We start from the raw sequence: 15338 nt of genomic DNA, 5'->3' as shown, positions 1-15338 counted from the left end.
GCGCCCCGCGGGGGGCCCGCGGTGCCCCCGGGGGGGGGCCGCCCGGGCGGGGGCCCCCCCCCCCCCCCCGACCAGGCTCGGGCCGCTCAGGCCGCGTCGAGGGCGGCGCGGGCGCCGCGCAGCGGGGCGCGGACGTTGCGCCGCACCCACAGCGGGTTCGCCGAGGCGCGCGCGGACTTCCGGGCCACCTCGGAGACGTGCTGCAGCCAGCCCAGGACGGTGAGCACCCGGTCGTCGACCGGGTCGCCGCCCAGCCGGCGCTGGGCCGAGCCCATCCGCTCGCCGACGGCGTCGGGCGGCCCGGCCAGCCAGTCGAGCACCAGCGGGCCGAGCTCCCGCCCCGCCCCGTGCATCACGGCGAACTGGTGCAGCGCCACGACGTCGAGCACCTGCAGCCCGGCGGGGCGGGCCTCGCACCAGTCGACGATCCCGGTGACCCGGCCCCCGGCGTCGGCGAGGAGGTTGACCGGGCTGAAGTCGCCGTGCACCCAGCCGACGGACGCGCGGCGGCCGCGGAGTGCGGCGTCGAGCCGGGCGGCGAGGGTGCGGGTGTCGGCGTGCAGCGCGCGCGGGACGAGCGACCGCACGCGGGACAGCGGCTCGTGCACCCAGGCGTCGAGGTCCTCCGGCCCGATCGGGCGGACCTCCCCCGTGTGCCGGTGCAGCTCTCCGATCACCTCGGCGGCGTGGTCGACGAACCCGGGGCCGCGGACGGGATCGCGCAGCACCGTGAGCCCGCTCTCCCCCGGCACCAGCGACTCGATCACGCAGTAGCTGCGGCCGATCTCGCCGGCACCGAGGACCTGCGGCAGCAGCGCGTGCAGGTGCCCGATCCGCGGGTCGGCGTGCAGCCGGTCGAGCACCTCGGTCTGCCAGGCCAGCCCACGGCGGCTGCGCGGGGTGTCGCACGCCTTGAGCAGCGCGCCCTGCTGGAGGGCACCCTGCTGCCCCGGCCGGAGCGCGCCGCCTTCCGGGCCGACCCGGACGACCACGGACTCCGAGCCGCCGGTCAGGCGCTCGCCGAGGGTCCAGCCCGCGCCGCCGGGCACGCGGTGCAGTAGGCTGTCGGCCCCGCCGATGCGGCGCAGCAGGCCCGCCGAGCGCAGCGCGTCGACCCGGTGGGCGAGGACCGGCGGCAGCCACCGCGCGGTCCCGATCATGATCACCAGCGCGACCACCGACTGCCCGACCAGCCACGCCAGGCCGGCGCCGACGATGCCGAGCACCGGCAGCAGCAGCCACGAGCCGCCGATCACCAGCACGGCGGCCGCCGCGGGCACCGCGAACTGGACGCGGCCGCGGCGGCGGACCCGCGCGGCGCTCACCGTCGCGGAGGTCACCGCGTACGGGACCGCGGCGAGGGCGGTGAGCGCGAGCGCGGCGGTGCCCTCGCGGGCGTAGCCGGCGCCGAACACCGAGAGGATCAGCGGAGCGCCCGCGGCGACCACCAGCGCCGCGGGCAGGACGAGGGTGAGCGAGCGGCGGATCGTCGCGCGGCGGGCGGCCTCGACGGCGTCGGCCGAGGCGGCGTCCGCGGCGGTGTGGGCGACCATCGACTGGTTCATCCCGGACGAGACCACGAACAGCGCCTGGGCGATCTGCCAGACGATGCCGTACGCGCCGTTGGCCTCCGGACCGAGCCGGCCGAGCACCAGCACGGGCATGCCGAACATCGCCGCCTGCTGGAAGATCGCGCCCGCGTAGTCGGCGCGGACGAACCCGCCGAGGTCCCGCGCCGTGATCCGCTCCACGGCGCCGCCCGCGGCCTCGTGCGCGCGGGTGAAGCGCGGCAGCGCCCGGGCCAGCAGCCAGACGTTCACGACCAGGACCAGCAGGGCCGTCGCGACCATCCAGGAGACGGCGATCGCGCCGGTCACCGTGGCGACCAGCGCGGCCAGCAGCAGGCCGACCTTGAGCACGGCGAAGACGCCGTTCTCCAGCGGGACGACCGTCGCCCGCCGGATCCCGGTCAGCACGTAGTCCTGCACCGTGAACAGCGCCCAGACCGGCGTCGCGAGCACGAAGAACACCGTGAGCCGGTCCTGGCCCACCGCCGCCACCAGGTCCGGCGCCCACCACCGTGCGCCGGCGGCGAAGGCCAGCCCGGCCAGCGCGGCGATCCCGCCCGCGGCCAGGTACCCGCCGATCACGAGCCGCCGCGCGGCCTGCCCGGCGACCGGGACGAACCGCAGCAGCGCGTAGGTCATGTTGAGGTGCGCGACGCTGCCCAACAGCATCACCGCGGAGAGCGCGGCCTGGTTCAGCCCGACGACGTGGGCGGGGAACAGCCGGGCGGCGAGGACCCAGTAGACGAGCCCGACGGCCGAGGTGAGGCCGGAGCCGAGGATGAGGGCGAGGCCGTCGCGGTGGGCGGCACCGCTGATCCTGCCGCTGATCCTGCCGCCGATCCTGCCGCCGATCCCGGTGCGGAGGACCCCCGCGCGCAGCGGGTGGCGGAGCCGGGCCCGCGTCCCGGTGGGTCGCGGGGGTTCGGGTTTCGGCGGGTCATCTGGCGCCCGTACGCCCCGGCTCTCCACCGGCGGCACGCTAGCAACACGGCCGTACGACGTCCGGGTGGAGTGAGGATGAACGCCCCCCGAACGACGTGCGGCGCTCCGCGGGAGACGGGCGGTGTCGCGGGGTCGCTCGACGGAGGGAGGTTCCGGTCACACGGGGACGGTTCGGGCAGGATCGGGGCCGGGGCCCGGGACGGGTCGGCGAGCGGGCCGTCCGGCGGCGGGGCGAGCATCACGCCCGCTCCGTGCCGGTCGCGGCGGGGTCCGAAGGTAGCGTCCACCCATGCCCGAGTTCCACCACACCGACGTGCTCCCGCTCGGGGACGACCGGACGGAGTACCGCGAGCTCGACCTTCCCGCCGGGAAGCTCGTCGAGGCGGCCGGCCGGACGTTCCTCGAGATCGATCCCACCACGATCACCGGCCTCGTCCGCGAGGCCGTCAAGGACATCCAGCACCACCTGCGGCCGAGCCACCTCGCCCAGCTCCGCGCGATCATCGACGACCCGGAGGCCTCCGGCAACGACCGGTTCGTCGCCACCGACCTGCTGCGCAACGCCTGCGTCTCCGCGGGCGGCGTGCTGCCGATGTGCCAGGACACCGGCACCGCGATCGTCATCGGCAAGAAGACCGAGACGGTCCTGACCGGCGGGGACGACGAGGAGGCGATCTCTCGCGGCGTCTTCCAGGCCTACGACGAGCTCAACCTGCGGTACTCGCAGATGGCGCCGCTGTCGTTCTGGGACGAGAAGAACACCGGGACGAACCTGCCGGCGCAGGTGGAGCTGTACTCGAAGCCGGGGCAGAAGCCGTCCTACGAGTTCCTCGTCATGGCGAAGGGCGGCGGCTCGGCCAACAAGACCTTCCTCTACCAGGAGACGAAGGCGCTGCTGAACCCGAAGCGGCTCGCCGCCTTCCTCGACGAGAAGCTCCGCTCGCTGGGCACCGCGGCCTGCCCGCCGTACCACCTCGCGATCGTCGTGGGCGGCATGTCCGCCGAGTACACGCTCAAGGTCGCGAAGCTGGCCTCCGCGCGCTACCTGGACGGGTTGCCCACCTCGGGATCGGAGCTGGGCCACGCGATCCGGGACCCCGAGCTGGAGCAGCAGGTACTCGAGCTGACCCGCACCTTCGGCATCGGCGCGCAGTTCGGCGGCAAGTACTTCTGCCACGACGTCCGTGTGGTCCGGCTGCCGCGGCACGGCGCCTCGCTGCCGGTCGGCATCGCGGTGTCCTGCTCGGCGGACCGCCAGGCCAAGGCGAAGATCACCGCGAACGGCGTGTACCTCGAGCAGCTCGAGCGGGACCCGGCCAAGTACCTGCCGGACGTCACCGAGGAGCAGCTCGCCGAGTCGGGTGTCGCGTCGGGCGCCGACGAGGTCGTGAAGATCGACCTCACCCGCCCGATGTCCGAGATCCGCGCCACGCTCTCGCAGCTGCCGGTCAAGACCCGCGTCTCGCTCACCGGTCCGCTGGTGGTCGCCCGCGACATCGCGCACGCGAAGATCGCCGAGCGGCTCGAGCGCGGCGAGGAGATGCCCCAGTACCTGAAGGACCATCCGGTGTACTACGCCGGACCGGCCAAGACCCCCGAGGGCTACGCGTCGGGCTCCTTCGGGCCGACCACCGCGGGCCGGATGGACTCCTACGTGAAGCAGTTCCAGGAGGCCGGCGGGTCGCTGGTGATGCTGGCCAAGGGCAACCGCTCGAAGCAGGTCACCGACTCCTGCGCCGCCCACGGCGGGTTCTACCTGGGGTCGATCGGCGGCCCGGCCGCCCGGCTCGCGCAGGACTGCATCCGCAAGGTCGACGTGCTGGAGTACCCGGAGCTCGGCATGGAGGCGGTCTGGAAGATCGAGGTCGAGGACTTCCCCGCCTTCGTCGTGGTCGACGACAAGGGCAACGACTTCTTCGCCGAGACCAGCACCCCGACCCTGCAGGTCACCTTCCGCACCTGACCAAGCGTGATGGAACCACGATGCGCGGGAGCGGAGCCTTCTCGCGCATCATGGTTCCATCGCGCGGTCGAGAACGGCGGAATTGCGCATCATGGTTCCATAAGGCGGTTCTTCAGCCGAGTCGGCGGGGGCCGTGGTCGTCCCGCGTCGGGGGCGGGCCCAGGACGACCCGGGCGCCGGTGACGAAGGCGCCCTCGGCCGAGGCGAGCACCGGGTCGAGCGCGAGCGAGCGCAGCTCCGGCAGGGCCTCCGCCATCGCCCCCACCCGCAGCGCCAGGTCCTCGAGCGCGGCCAGGTCCGCCGGCTCCGAGCCGCGGTACCCGGTGAGCAGCGGGGCGGCCCGCGGCGCCCGGATGAGCTCCGCCGCGTCCTCGGTCGACAGCGGCACCACCCGGAAGGCCCGGTCGTCGAGCAGCTGGGTGGCCATCCCGGAGATGCCGAAGGACAGCAGCGAGCCGAACGACGGGTCCTCCGCCACCTCCAGCACGCACGACGTGCCCTTGGGCGCCATCCGCTGCACGTAGACCTCGTCCTTGCCGGTCACCCGCTCGAGGTCGGCGAACGCGCGCCGGACCGCGGCGGCGGACCCGAGGTCCAGGCGCACCCCGACCAGGTCGGTCCGGTGCCGCCACCGGTCCCCCACCGCCTTGAGCGCGATCGGGTACCCGATCTCCTCGGCCGCCGCCTCGGCGGCCTGGGACCCGCGGACGCGGCGGAACACCGTGACGGGGATACCGAAGCAGCCCAGCAGCTCGACGGCCTCGTCGTCCGACAGCGTGCGCGTCGCGGCGTCGCCGGCGCCGTCGGCCGCCCGGTCCGGGTCGGTGTGCACGCCGAAGCGCTCGATCACCGCCCGCGCCCGGTCGACGTCGATGCCGTCGGGCTCGACGAACTCCCCGACCGGCATCTCCCGCCAGGCCGCGTACCGGGCCACCCGGGACAGCGCCTGCACCGCGCGCTCCGGGCTGGCGTACGACGGCACGGAACCCGGACCGGGCGTGCCGTCCGGCAGCGGGACGGCGAGCTCGTCCGGCACGCCCTCCATCGCCAGGAACACCGCGGCCACCGGCTTGTCCACGCCGCTGTTCGCGGTCTCGCGCAGCACCCGCGCGTACTCCGCGCCCGGCGTCGCGATCGGCGGCACGAACACCACGACGATCGAGTCCGCCTCGGCCGCGCCGTCGGCCTCCAGGGCCCGGCCCACGGCGGCGGCGAACTCCTCGGGCGACGCGGCCGCGCCGACGTCGACCGGGTCGCCCGCGGTCTCCATGCCCTCGTCCCGCAGCGCGTCCGTGACCAGCACGTTCAGCGCCGTCGAGTTGCCGACGACCGCCACCCGGCGACCCTTCGGCAGCGGCTGGTAGGCCAGCAGCAGCGCGGTGTCGAACAGCTGGGCGATGGTCTCGACGCGGATCACGCCGGACTGCTCGAACAGCGCCCGCACGCTCGCGTCGTCGATCGGGACGGCGCTCTCCCGGAGCCGCTCGGGCGCGGCGTGCCGGCCGCTCTTCGCCGCCACCACCGGCTTGGTGCGGGCGAGCCGGCGCGCGAGCCGCCCGAACTTGCGCGGGTTGCCGAAGGTCTCCAGGTACAGCAGGACGACGTCCGTGGCCGGGTCGGTCTGCCAGAACTGGAGCAGGTCGTTGCCGGAGACGTCGGCCCGGTTGCCGGCGGAGACGAACGTCGACAGCCCGAGCCCGCGGGACTTGGCCGTCGCGAGGATCGCGGTGCCCAGCGCGCCGGACTGGCTGAAGAAGCCCACCCGGCCGCGCGGCGGCAGGTCCGGGGCCAGGCTGGCGTTGAGGCGCACCTCGTCGGCCAGGTTGGCCACGCCCAGCGCGTTCGGCCCGATCACGCGCATGCCGTGCGCCCGGGCCTCGGCGACGAGCTTGCGCTCGGCGCTCACGCCGTGCCCGCCGGCGTCGGCGAACCCGGAGCTGACCACCACCAGCGCCTTGACGCCCTTCTCCAGGCAGGAGTCCATGACCTCGTCGATCCCCGCGGCGGGGATGGCGACGACGGCGAGGTCGACCGGGTCGGGGATGTCCGTGACCGAGGCGTAGGCCCGCACGCCGCGCACCGAGCGGGCGTCCGGGTTGACCGGGTAGACGGGCCCGGTGAAGTTGGCGCGCAACAGGTTCGACAGGACGGCGTGGCCGATCTTCGACGGGTCCGTGGACGCCCCGATGACCGCCACGGACGTGGGGTTGAGCACGTTCGCGACGCTGCGGGCCTCGGCGGCCTGCTCGCGCGAGTCCCGCACGGCGAGGGAGCGCTCGGTGGGGTCGATGTCGAACTCGAGGTGCAGCACGCCCTCGGCGAAGGCGCGCCGCACCTGGTACCCGGCCTCGCGGAAGACCCGGACCATGGCGTGGTTCTCGACCAGCACCTCGGCCTCGAAGCGGTCGAGGCCGTTCTCCCGGGCCGCGGCCGCGAGGTGCTCGAGCAGGATCGAGCCGAGCCCGCGGCCCTGGTGGTCGTCCCGCACCACGAACGCGACCTCCGCGGAGGTCACCGGTGCGTCGGGCTTGTCCGGGTCGCTCAGGCCCTCGTAGCGCCCGACGGCGATGATCTCGTCGCCGAGCAGCGCGACGAAGGCCACCCGCTTGTGGTGGTCGACGGTGACGAACCGCTCCAGGTCGCGCGGGGGGATCCGTGGGTAGGGCCCGAAGTAGCGCAGGTAGCGGGTGCGGTCGGAGAGCAGCTGGTGGAAGGCCAGCAGCGCGTCGGCGTCGGACGGCTGGATCGGGCGCAGGTGCACGATCCCTCCGTCGGAGGCCACGATGTCCGCCTCCCAGTGCCGCGGGTAGGCCGGCCCGGGGGCGGCATCGCCCGGCGGTACGGGGGCGGTCGCCTCGGGGGCGCCGCCGGCCGGGGGGTCGACGGTCGCGGTGCCGGTGCTGCTGCCGGCGTGGGTGCCGGTGTCGGTGGTGGTCCGGTCGGCCCGGTCGGGCGCGCGATCAGGCATGGACTTAGTCCCGGGGGTCGTCGGGGTCGAGGCCGTGCAGGGGAAAGACGGCCCGCCGGGTGTCGACGAGGCCGCCGTCGACCCGGTCCGCCTCGCCGTCGCCCCACGGGGAGTACGCGGGGTCGGCGTCGTCCGTCATGGCGACCGGCAGCGGCATCCGGGTGAGCGAGGTGGCGTGGGCGGTCCAGTCCGCGGGGATGGACGTCGCCGGGTCGAGGTCGCGGTCGAGGACCGTCGCGAGCAGGTGGGTCCACGCCCGCGGGACCACGCGGAACAGCGCGTACCCGCCGCCGCCGAGCACGAGCCACTTCCCGCCGGCCGTGGTCTCGGCCAGCTCGCGCATGGCCTGGTAGGTGGCGCGCTGCCCGTCGACCGACATCTCGAGGTTGGCCAGCGGGTCCTCCGCGTGCGCGTCGGCGCCGCACTCGCTGACCAGGACCTGCGGGCGGAAGTCCTTCAGCAGCGAGGGCACGATCGCGTGGAAGGCGCGGCGCCAGCCGGCGTCGCCCGTGCCGGGCGGCAGCGGGATGTTGACGGCGTACCCCTCGCCCTTGCCCTTGCCCAGCTCCGCCGACCAGCCGGTGCCGGGCCACAGCGTGAGCGGGTGCTGGTGCAGCGAGATGGTCATGACGCGCGGGTCGTCGTAGAACGCGGCCTGGACGCCGTCGCCGTGGTGCACGTCGACGTCGACGTAGGCGATGCGCTCGTAGCCCTGCTCGAGCAGCCACGCGATGGCCACCGCGCAGTCGTTGTAGACGCAGAACCCGGCCGCCCGGCCCGGCATGGCGTGGTGCAGCCCGCCGGCGATGTTGACCGCGCGGTCGGCGCGGCCCTCGGCGATCTCGCGGGCCGCCAGCAGCGAGCCCCCGCAGATCAGCGAGCTGGCCTCGTGCATGCCGAAGAAGATCGGGTTGTCGTCCGTGCCGAGCCCGTGCCCGACGTCGAACGGCATCTCCGGTGCCGACTTCACGGCCGTGAGGTACCCGGGTTCGTGGACGCGCAGCAGGTCCTGCTCCGTGGCGGGCTCCGGCGCGAGGAGCTCGACGCCGTCGAGCACGCCCAGCTGGCTGGCCAGCCGCATCGTCAGGTCGAGCCGCACCGGATTGAGGGGATGGTCGTCCGAGAGCTGGTAGGTGAGGAACTCCGGCGTCCAGACCACGGAGGTGCGCGGGCTCATGACGCGGACCGTAGGCGAATCGCGCCCGCAGGGCCACGTGCAGGAGGTCCCGGCGGCGTCCTCACAGCTGCCCCGGGTCGCCCGGCTCCTCGCCGGTGGCGACGGGCCGGCGCCGGTCGGAGCTCCAGTCCGACCACGACCCGGCATAGAGCACCGCGGGCCGCTCGGGCGTGCGCAGGCCGGCGACCTCGAGCGCCAGCACGACCGACGCCGCGGTGACGCCCGACCCGCAGTACGCCCCCACCGGCCCGTGCCCCACGCCCAGCGCGCGGAACCGCGCGGCCAGCTCCTCGGGCGGGAGCCAGTGCCCCTCCGGCCCGACGTGCCCGGCCGACGGCGCGTTGACCGCGCCCGGGATGTGCCCGGCCCGCCGGTCGACCGGCTCCTGCTCGCCGCGGTAGCGCACGGCGGCGCGGGCGTCGAGCAGCACGCCGGCACCGGCGATCACCGCCGCCCCCTCCGCGTCGACCACCGGCATGCCGCCGGGCCGGACGACGATCGTGCCGTTCTGCGGGGCCAGCGGCCCGGTGTCCTCGGGCAGGCCGGCCGCCCGCCACGCCGCCCAGCCGCCGTCGAGCACCGCGACCCGGTCCGCGGGCAGCCCCGCCCACCGCAGCAGCCACCAGGCCCGGGCGGCCACGGAGCCGTCGGCGTCGTCGTAGGCGACCACGCGGGAGCCCGCGCGCACCCCGCACAGCCGCAGCGCCCTCTCGAGCCGGGCCACCGACGGCAGGGGGTGCCGGCCGCCGATCCCGCCGACCCCCTGCGGGTCGGCCAGCTCCGAGTCCAGGTCGACGAACCCGGCACCGGGGACGTGCCCGGCCAGGTGGTCGGCGCGGCCGTGCGGCCCGCCGAGCCGCCAGCGGACGTCGAGCACCACCGGACGGTCGGGACGGTCGAGCACGGCCGCGAGCCCGGCGGGGCTGATGAGCGGCGCGCTCCAGCCCGGTTCCGCAGCGGCGCCCGGCGCGGTGCCGGACCGGTCACGGGTCGTCTCGTCGTTCGGCGGGGACACGCGCACCATCCTGCACGGTCTATCCTCGACCTCGAAGCGTCCGCCGCCATCGGGCGTCGCCGATCCGCGCTGCACGCGGCGGCACCCGGGGCGGGTGACGGAGGGCGTCGCACGGAACCGGGCACGGTGCCCGGGGCCGCGGAACGTCCCCCACCATCTCCCACCACGCAGCAGCGTCCACCCACGACCACCGCGAGGCCGCCGACGACGCTGCGACGACGCTGCGACCGGCGCGGCTAGACTGGTCAGACGAACGAAGGGGCCGGCCGTGAACGATCTCATCGACACCACCGAGATGTACCTCCGGACCATCTACGAGCTCGAGGAGGAGGGCGTCGTCCCGCTGCGCGCGCGGATCGCCGAACGCCTCGGGCAGAGCGGTCCGACCGTCAGCCAGACGGTCGCACGCATGGAGCGCGACGGGCTCGTCGTCGTCGCCGGCGACCGGCACCTCGAGCTGACGGACGACGGCCGCTCCCGCGCCGTGGCCGTCATGCGCAAGCACCGCCTCGCCGAGCGCCTGCTCATCGACGTCATCGGCCTCGAGTGGGAGCTGGTGCACGCCGAGGCCTGCCGCTGGGAGCACGTGATGAGCGACGCGGTGGAGCGCAAGCTCGTCGCGCTGCTCGACGACCCGCAGGTCTCGCCGTACGGCAACCCGATCCCGGGGCTGGACGAGCTGCGCGCCCCCGAGGCCGCGGAGGGCGCCGCGCGCGCCTCGGCGCCGCCCACCCTCGAGGTCGGCCTGCAGCGGCTCGACGAGTTCGCCCGCCGCGGCGGCGGCCGGGTCGAGGTGCGCCGCATCGCCGAGCACGTGCAGGTGGACGCGGACCTCATGGGCGAGCTGAAGCTGGCCGGGATCGTCCCGGGTGGCGACGTCGAGGTCGGCGGCATCCCGCGCTTCGGCGACCCGGTGCCCGTGACCTCGGGCGGCGAGACGGCCACGGTCGCGCCGCTGATCGCGCACGCGGTCCTCGTCCGCGCCGTCTGAGTCACCGACCGAGCGCGCACGAGCCACCGCCCGGTCGCGGTTCCCGCCTGTGCGGGCCGCCCTCGGTGGCCCGCACGCGCACCCACTTCCCTCCCACCACGAGCCCCGGTCCGGCCGCCGGGGCTCGTGGCGTGTCCGGGCCGGCCCGGGCGTCCGGGGGCGCGCGCGGGGAACCGGGCCGGGCGTGAGACCGTTCCGCGGAGGACGGCCGGACCCAGGGAGGACCTCGTGAAGCTGCTCGTCACCGGAGGCGCGGGCTACGTCGGCAGCGTCAACGCGGCCCACCTCGTGGAGGCCGGGCACGAGGTCGTGGTGCTCGACGACCTGTCCACCGGGCACGCCGACGCGGTGCCGGAGGGTGCGCGCTTCGTGGAGGGCGAGCTGTCCGAGGCCGCGGGCCCGCTGCTGGCCGAGGGCTTCAACGGGGTGCTGCACTTCGCCGCCCGCTCGCTGGTCGGCGAGTCGGTGGAGAAGCCGGAGCTGTACTGGGACAACAACGTGGTCCGCACCTTCCGGCTGCTGGAGGCGATGCGCGAGCACGGCACCCCGCGGCTGGTCTTCTCCTCCACCGCCGCGGTGTACGGCGAGCCGGAGCAGGTGCCGATCCCGGAGGACGCGCCGACCCGGCCGACCAACCCCTACGGCGCCAGCAAGCTCGCCATCGACACCATGATCACCTCGTACGCCACGGCGTACGGGCTGGCCGCGGTGAGCCTGCGCTACTTCAACGTGGCCGGTGCGCACGGCCGCTTCGGCGAGCGGCACGCGGTGGAGACGCACCTGATCCCGATCGTGCTGCAGGTGGCCGCGGGCACCCGGGAGTCCGTCGCGATCTACGGCGACGACTGGGACACGCCGGACGGCACCTGCCTGCGGGACTACATCCACGTCGACGACCTCGCCGACGCCCACCTGCTCGCCCTGCAGAAGGCGGAGCCGGGCCGGCACGGCATCTACAACCTCGGCAGCGGCCGCGGCTTCTCGGTGCTCGAGGTGGTCGAGGCCTGCCGCACGGTGACCGGGCACCCGATCCCCGCACGCGTGGCCCCGCGCCGGGCCGGCGACCCCGCGGTCCTCATCGCCTCCAGCGAGCGCGCGACCACCGAGCTGGGCTGGAACCCCACCCGCACCGCCCTGGAGACCATGGTCGGCGACGCCTGGCGCTTCGCCCAGGACCGCCTGCCCGTCTGACGGCGGATCCGGCTGGTTCGGCCGGTCCGCCAGTTCCCGCGGGTTGGGCGGACGTAGCTGGGTCACCTCGCGCCCTCCAGCCACGCCCGGATCTCCCGTGGCCCCCAGCCGCCGTCGAGCGCGGCCCGCAGGGAGTGGGCGAGGCGGTGCCCGGGGTCCGCGCCGAGCGCGCGGTCGAGGGCCACGTTGGCCAGGGCCCCGTCGCCCCGCAGCAGCGCCGACACGGCGAGCAATGCCGCCGGGGTCGCCGCGTCCGCACCGGGGCTTGTCCTCGCCAGGGCCGCCCACAGCTGCTCGGCCTCCGGCGCCGCGTCCCCGGCGCACGCCGCGAGGGCCTCGTCGCGGAACCACGGCCGGCGCAGCGCCGCGGCCATCGCCCCGGCGAGCCGCCGCCCGACGACCAGCCGGCCGGCCGCGGCGTCGGCCAGGGCCTCCCGCAGCAACCGCCGCGGATCCCCGCCCTCCGCCCCGCCGTCCGCGCGCCCGGCCGACCCCGGGGTCGGCCCGGACGGCCCGGACGGCCCGCCCGGTTCGGACCGCCCGGTCGGCTCGAACGGCTCGGCAGGCCCGGCCGGTTCCACCACCTTCGCCAGCTCCTCCCGCGACTCCCGCACCACCGCGCCGCGCGCGACCGCGGTCGCGGCGAGGACCGAGGCCGCCGGGTCCGGCAGCGTGCCCGCGCACCGGCAGTCGTGCAGCGGGTAGCAGCGCCACGGCGCCCCGGCGGCGATCTCCGCCGCCCACGCCACCGTGTGGACCCCGATCTCCCGCTCGAGCAGGGCGAGCGTGGCGGCGCCGGCGACGTCCGCCCGCGGTGGCCACTCCGGCTCCCCCGGTGCCGGCGGCCGGTCACCCCCCGGCTCGCCCCCGCCCACGACCAGGACGGCCGCGCCCTCCGGGTCGTCCCGGCACAGCGCCGCGGCCGCGGACTCGCACAGCGCGGCCACGAGCTCCGGGTCGTCCGGCGGCGGCAGGTCCACCCGCAGCGTCAGGCCGACCCGCCGGCCGTGCGGCCCGCCCGTCGCGATCATGACCAGCGAGTCCCGCGGCCGGAACCCGATCAGCACCGGTACCGCGGCGAGGAGGCCCTCGGTGCCGACGCGCACCGGGGAGTCGGGGTCCCCGGGCAGCGGGGACAGGGCGGAGAGGGCGGACGGCGGGACCGGGGGCGGCACGGGAGACGGCGCAGGACTCATGCCCGGCAGCCTCACCCGCGCCACCGACGTGCGGCGGAACCTTCCTCACGGCTGTGGAGAACCGCCGCGTCGGGCACCGGGGACCGCGGCCCCGACCGGGCCCTGTGGACCGACCGGGCCGGAGGCGCCACCGGGATCGGTCGTCATGTCGTCGCACAGTTGTAACGTCCTGTGGTTGCCCTCGTGAACGCGCGCGGGAACCCTGACCGGGGAGCAGCGCGTCCCCCGGCGTGCGTGACCGCGAGGCCGGGCGCACGGCGCACGACACGCGCACGGGAGGACGGTCGGTGTACGACTACGACCTGCTGGTGATCGGTTCGGGCCCGGGCGGGCAGAAGGCGGCCATCGCCGCGGCCAAGCTCGGCAAGCGGGTGGCGATCGCGGAGCGCCGGGACATGATGGGCGGCGTCTGCGTCAACACGGGGACGATCCCGTCGAAGACGTTGCGCGAGGCGGTCCTCTACCTGACCGGGTTCGCGCAGCGCGAGATGTACGGCGCGAGCTACCGGGTCAAGTCGGAGATCACCATCGCGGACCTGCTCGCGCGGACGCAGCACGTGGTGGGCCGCGAGGTGGAGATCATCCGCAACCAGCTGCTGCGCAACCACGTCGACATCCTCGGCGGCACCGCGCACTTCGAGGACCCGCACACGGTCACGGTGAGCGGGCCGGAGCGGGGCGACCACAGCACCGTCACGGCCGGATACGTCGTGATCGCGACCGGCACCAAGCCGGCGCGGCCGCCGGAGGTCGAGTTCGACGACGACGAGTACCACGTCGTGGACTCCGACGCGGTCCTGCACCTGCACCGCGTCCCCACCTCGATGGTCGTCGTCGGCGCCGGGGTGATCGGCATCGAGTACGCCTCGATGTTCGCGGCGCTCGGCACCAAGGTCACGGTCGTCGAGAAGCGCCCGAACATGCTCGACTTCTGCGACCCCGAGGTCGTGGAGTCGCTCAAGTTCCACCTGCGCGACCAGGGCGTCTCGTTCCGCTTCGGCGAGGAGGTGGCCCGCGTCGAGGACACCGCCAAGGGCACGATCACCTCGCTGGCCAGCGGCAAGAAGATCCCGGCCGACATGGTCATGTACTCCGCCGGCCGGCAGGGCGTCACGGACGAGCTGGCGCTGGACAAGGCGAACCTCACGGCCGACAAGCGCGGACGCATCGCCGTCGACCAGCACTACCGGACCGAGGTCGAGCACATCTACGCGGTGGGCGACGTGATCGGCTTCCCCGCCCTCGCCGCGACCAGCATGGACCAGGGCCGGCTGGCGGCGTACCACGCGTTCGGCGAGCCCGCCCGCGAGCTGCACGGTCTGCAGCCGATCGGCATCTACACCGTCCCGGAGATCTCGTACTGCGGGAAGACGGAGGCCGAGCTGACCGAGTCCGCCACCCCGTACGAGGTCGGGATCTCGCGCTACCGGGAGCTGGCCCGCGGGGCGATCGTGGGCGACTCCTACGGCATGCTCAAGCTGCTGGTCTCCACCGAGGACCGGACGCTGCTGGGCGTGCACGTGTTCGGCACCAACGCCACCGATCTCGTCCACATCGGCCAGGCGATCATGGGCTGCGGCGGGACCGTCGACTACCTGGTCGACACGGTGCTGAACTACCCGACGCTCTCCGAGGCCTACAAGGTCGCCGCGCTGGACGTGACGAACAAGATCCGCGCGCTCGAGGCGTACCGCTAGGAGACAGTGTCTCTTGGGCCGTCTCTTGGGCTCGGCGTGCAGAACGCGATCGACCAGGGTGGCGCCCCTGATCGAGGCGGCTCAGGTGTAGCCGATCCCCTGCTCGTCGAGCCACGGCTTGGGGTTGATCTTGGTGCCGGCCGGGGTGGTGACCTCGATGTGCAGGTGCGGGCCGGTGGACTGGCCGCGGTTGCCGACCTCGGCGATCTGCTGCCCGGCCTCCACGCGCTCGCCCACGCTCACCAGCGACCGGTTGATGTGGCCGTAGGTGGTGATCGTGCCGTCCGCGTGCTGCACCCGGACCCACAGCCCGAACCCGCTGGCCGGGCCGGAGCTGATCACGGTGCCGGCCAGCGGCACGTGGATCGGCGTGCCGATCGGCGCCGCGATGTCCAGGCCCTGGTGCGGGGCGCCGCCGCGGATGCCGAAGCCCGACGACACCCGGCCGATCACCATCTGGATCCCGCCGCCGACGGTGCGGGAGGCGCCGAGCTTCGCGAGCTCCTCGGCCTGTCGCGCGGCCTCGGCCTCGGCGGCCTTCCGCGCGGCCTCCGCCTCCTCGGCCGCCTTGCGGGCGGCATCGGCGGCGGCCTGGTGCAGGTCGGCGGCCTTGACCACGTCGGCCACGAC

General features: G+C 75.1%; 10 protein-coding genes. 4 read left to right on the top strand and 6 right to left on the bottom strand.

All coding sequences use genetic code 11. The features are described 5' to 3' along the window. Positions 1-86: 86 nt before the first annotated feature. Complete coding sequence (locus tag AB0B41_RS39550; protein WP_358212164.1) at positions 87-2537, bottom strand: phosphotransferase; 2451 nt, start codon at positions 2535-2537, stop codon at positions 87-89. Positions 2538-2799: 262 nt separating this feature from the next. Here AB0B41_RS39550 and AB0B41_RS39545 point away from each other — a divergent pair, with 262 nt between their 5' ends. Then, a complete protein-coding gene (locus AB0B41_RS39545) occupies positions 2800-4473 on the top strand; it encodes a fumarate hydratase (protein ID WP_358212163.1) in 1674 nt (557 codons plus the stop codon). A gap of 112 nt (positions 4474-4585) precedes the next feature. Here AB0B41_RS39545 and AB0B41_RS39540 read toward each other — a convergent pair whose 3' ends face one another. The 3 genes from AB0B41_RS39540 to AB0B41_RS39530 all read right to left on the bottom strand — a co-directional run bounded on the left by AB0B41_RS39540 (position 4586) and on the right by AB0B41_RS39530 (position 9546). Further along, the gene (locus tag AB0B41_RS39540) at positions 4586-7441 is read right to left on the bottom strand and encodes a GNAT family N-acetyltransferase (RefSeq protein ID WP_358212162.1); all 2856 of its coding nucleotides are present in this window, start codon (positions 7439-7441) and stop codon (positions 4586-4588) included. Positions 7442-7445: 4 nt separating this feature from the next. Beyond that, positions 7446-8618, bottom strand: a complete 1173-nt coding sequence (locus tag AB0B41_RS39535; RefSeq protein WP_358212161.1) for an acetoin utilization protein AcuC — start codon at positions 8616-8618, stop codon at positions 7446-7448. A gap of 61 nt (positions 8619-8679) precedes the next feature. Beyond that, positions 8680-9546 carry a sulfurtransferase gene (locus AB0B41_RS39530; protein ID WP_358212165.1) on the bottom strand — a complete coding sequence of 289 codons (867 nt, stop codon included), beginning with the start codon at positions 9544-9546 and terminating at the stop codon, positions 8680-8682. Positions 9547-9901: 355 nt separating this feature from the next. Between AB0B41_RS39530 and AB0B41_RS39525 the strand changes: the two genes are divergently transcribed. Together AB0B41_RS39525 and galE are read left to right on the top strand one after the other, a co-directional pair. Further along, positions 9902-10624 carry an iron dependent repressor, metal binding and dimerization domain protein gene (locus tag AB0B41_RS39525; protein WP_358212160.1) on the top strand — a complete coding sequence of 241 codons (723 nt, stop codon included), beginning with the start codon at positions 9902-9904 and terminating at the stop codon, positions 10622-10624. 228 nt (positions 10625-10852) lie between these two features. Then, entirely contained in the window at positions 10853-11815 is a 963-nt protein-coding gene (gene galE / locus AB0B41_RS39520) for a UDP-glucose 4-epimerase GalE (protein WP_358212159.1), read from the top strand. Positions 11816-11877: 62 nt separating this feature from the next. Here the strand turns inward: galE and AB0B41_RS39515 are convergent, their stop codons facing one another. Next, positions 11878-13011, bottom strand: a complete 1134-nt coding sequence (locus tag AB0B41_RS39515; RefSeq protein WP_358212158.1) for a DUF4192 domain-containing protein — start codon at positions 13009-13011, stop codon at positions 11878-11880. A gap of 287 nt (positions 13012-13298) precedes the next feature. Here AB0B41_RS39515 and sthA point away from each other — a divergent pair, with 287 nt between their 5' ends. Continuing rightward, complete coding sequence (gene sthA, locus AB0B41_RS39510; RefSeq protein ID WP_358212157.1) at positions 13299-14708, top strand: Si-specific NAD(P)(+) transhydrogenase; 1410 nt, start codon at positions 13299-13301, stop codon at positions 14706-14708. 81 nt (positions 14709-14789) lie between these two features. Here sthA and AB0B41_RS39505 read toward each other — a convergent pair. Next, a partial coding sequence (locus AB0B41_RS39505) for a M23 family metallopeptidase (RefSeq protein WP_358212156.1) occupies positions 14790-15338 on the bottom strand: 549 nt, incomplete at its 5' end.

Source organism: Pseudonocardia sp. NPDC049154, from assembly GCF_040648315.1.
Classification (GTDB): domain Bacteria; phylum Actinomycetota; class Actinomycetes; order Mycobacteriales; family Pseudonocardiaceae; genus Pseudonocardia.
The sequence above is the reverse complement of the archived record's forward strand: the minus strand, read 5'-3'. Positions and strand labels throughout refer to the sequence as shown.

Bases quoted from the DNA above. Each gene is read 5' to 3' on its own strand.
- AB0B41_RS39515 (WP_358212158.1), bottom strand. From the start codon at position 13,011: ATGAGTCCTGCGCCGTCTCCCGTGCCGCCCCCGGTCCCGCCGTCCGCC.
- AB0B41_RS39535 (WP_358212161.1), bottom strand. From the start codon at position 8,618: ATGAGCCCGCGCACCTCCGTGGTCTGGACGCCGGAGTTCCTCACCTAC.
- AB0B41_RS39545 (WP_358212163.1), top strand. From the start codon at position 2,800: ATGCCCGAGTTCCACCACACCGACGTGCTCCCGCTCGGGGACGACCGG.
- AB0B41_RS39540 (WP_358212162.1), bottom strand. From the start codon at position 7,441: ATGCCTGATCGCGCGCCCGACCGGGCCGACCGGACCACCACCGACACC.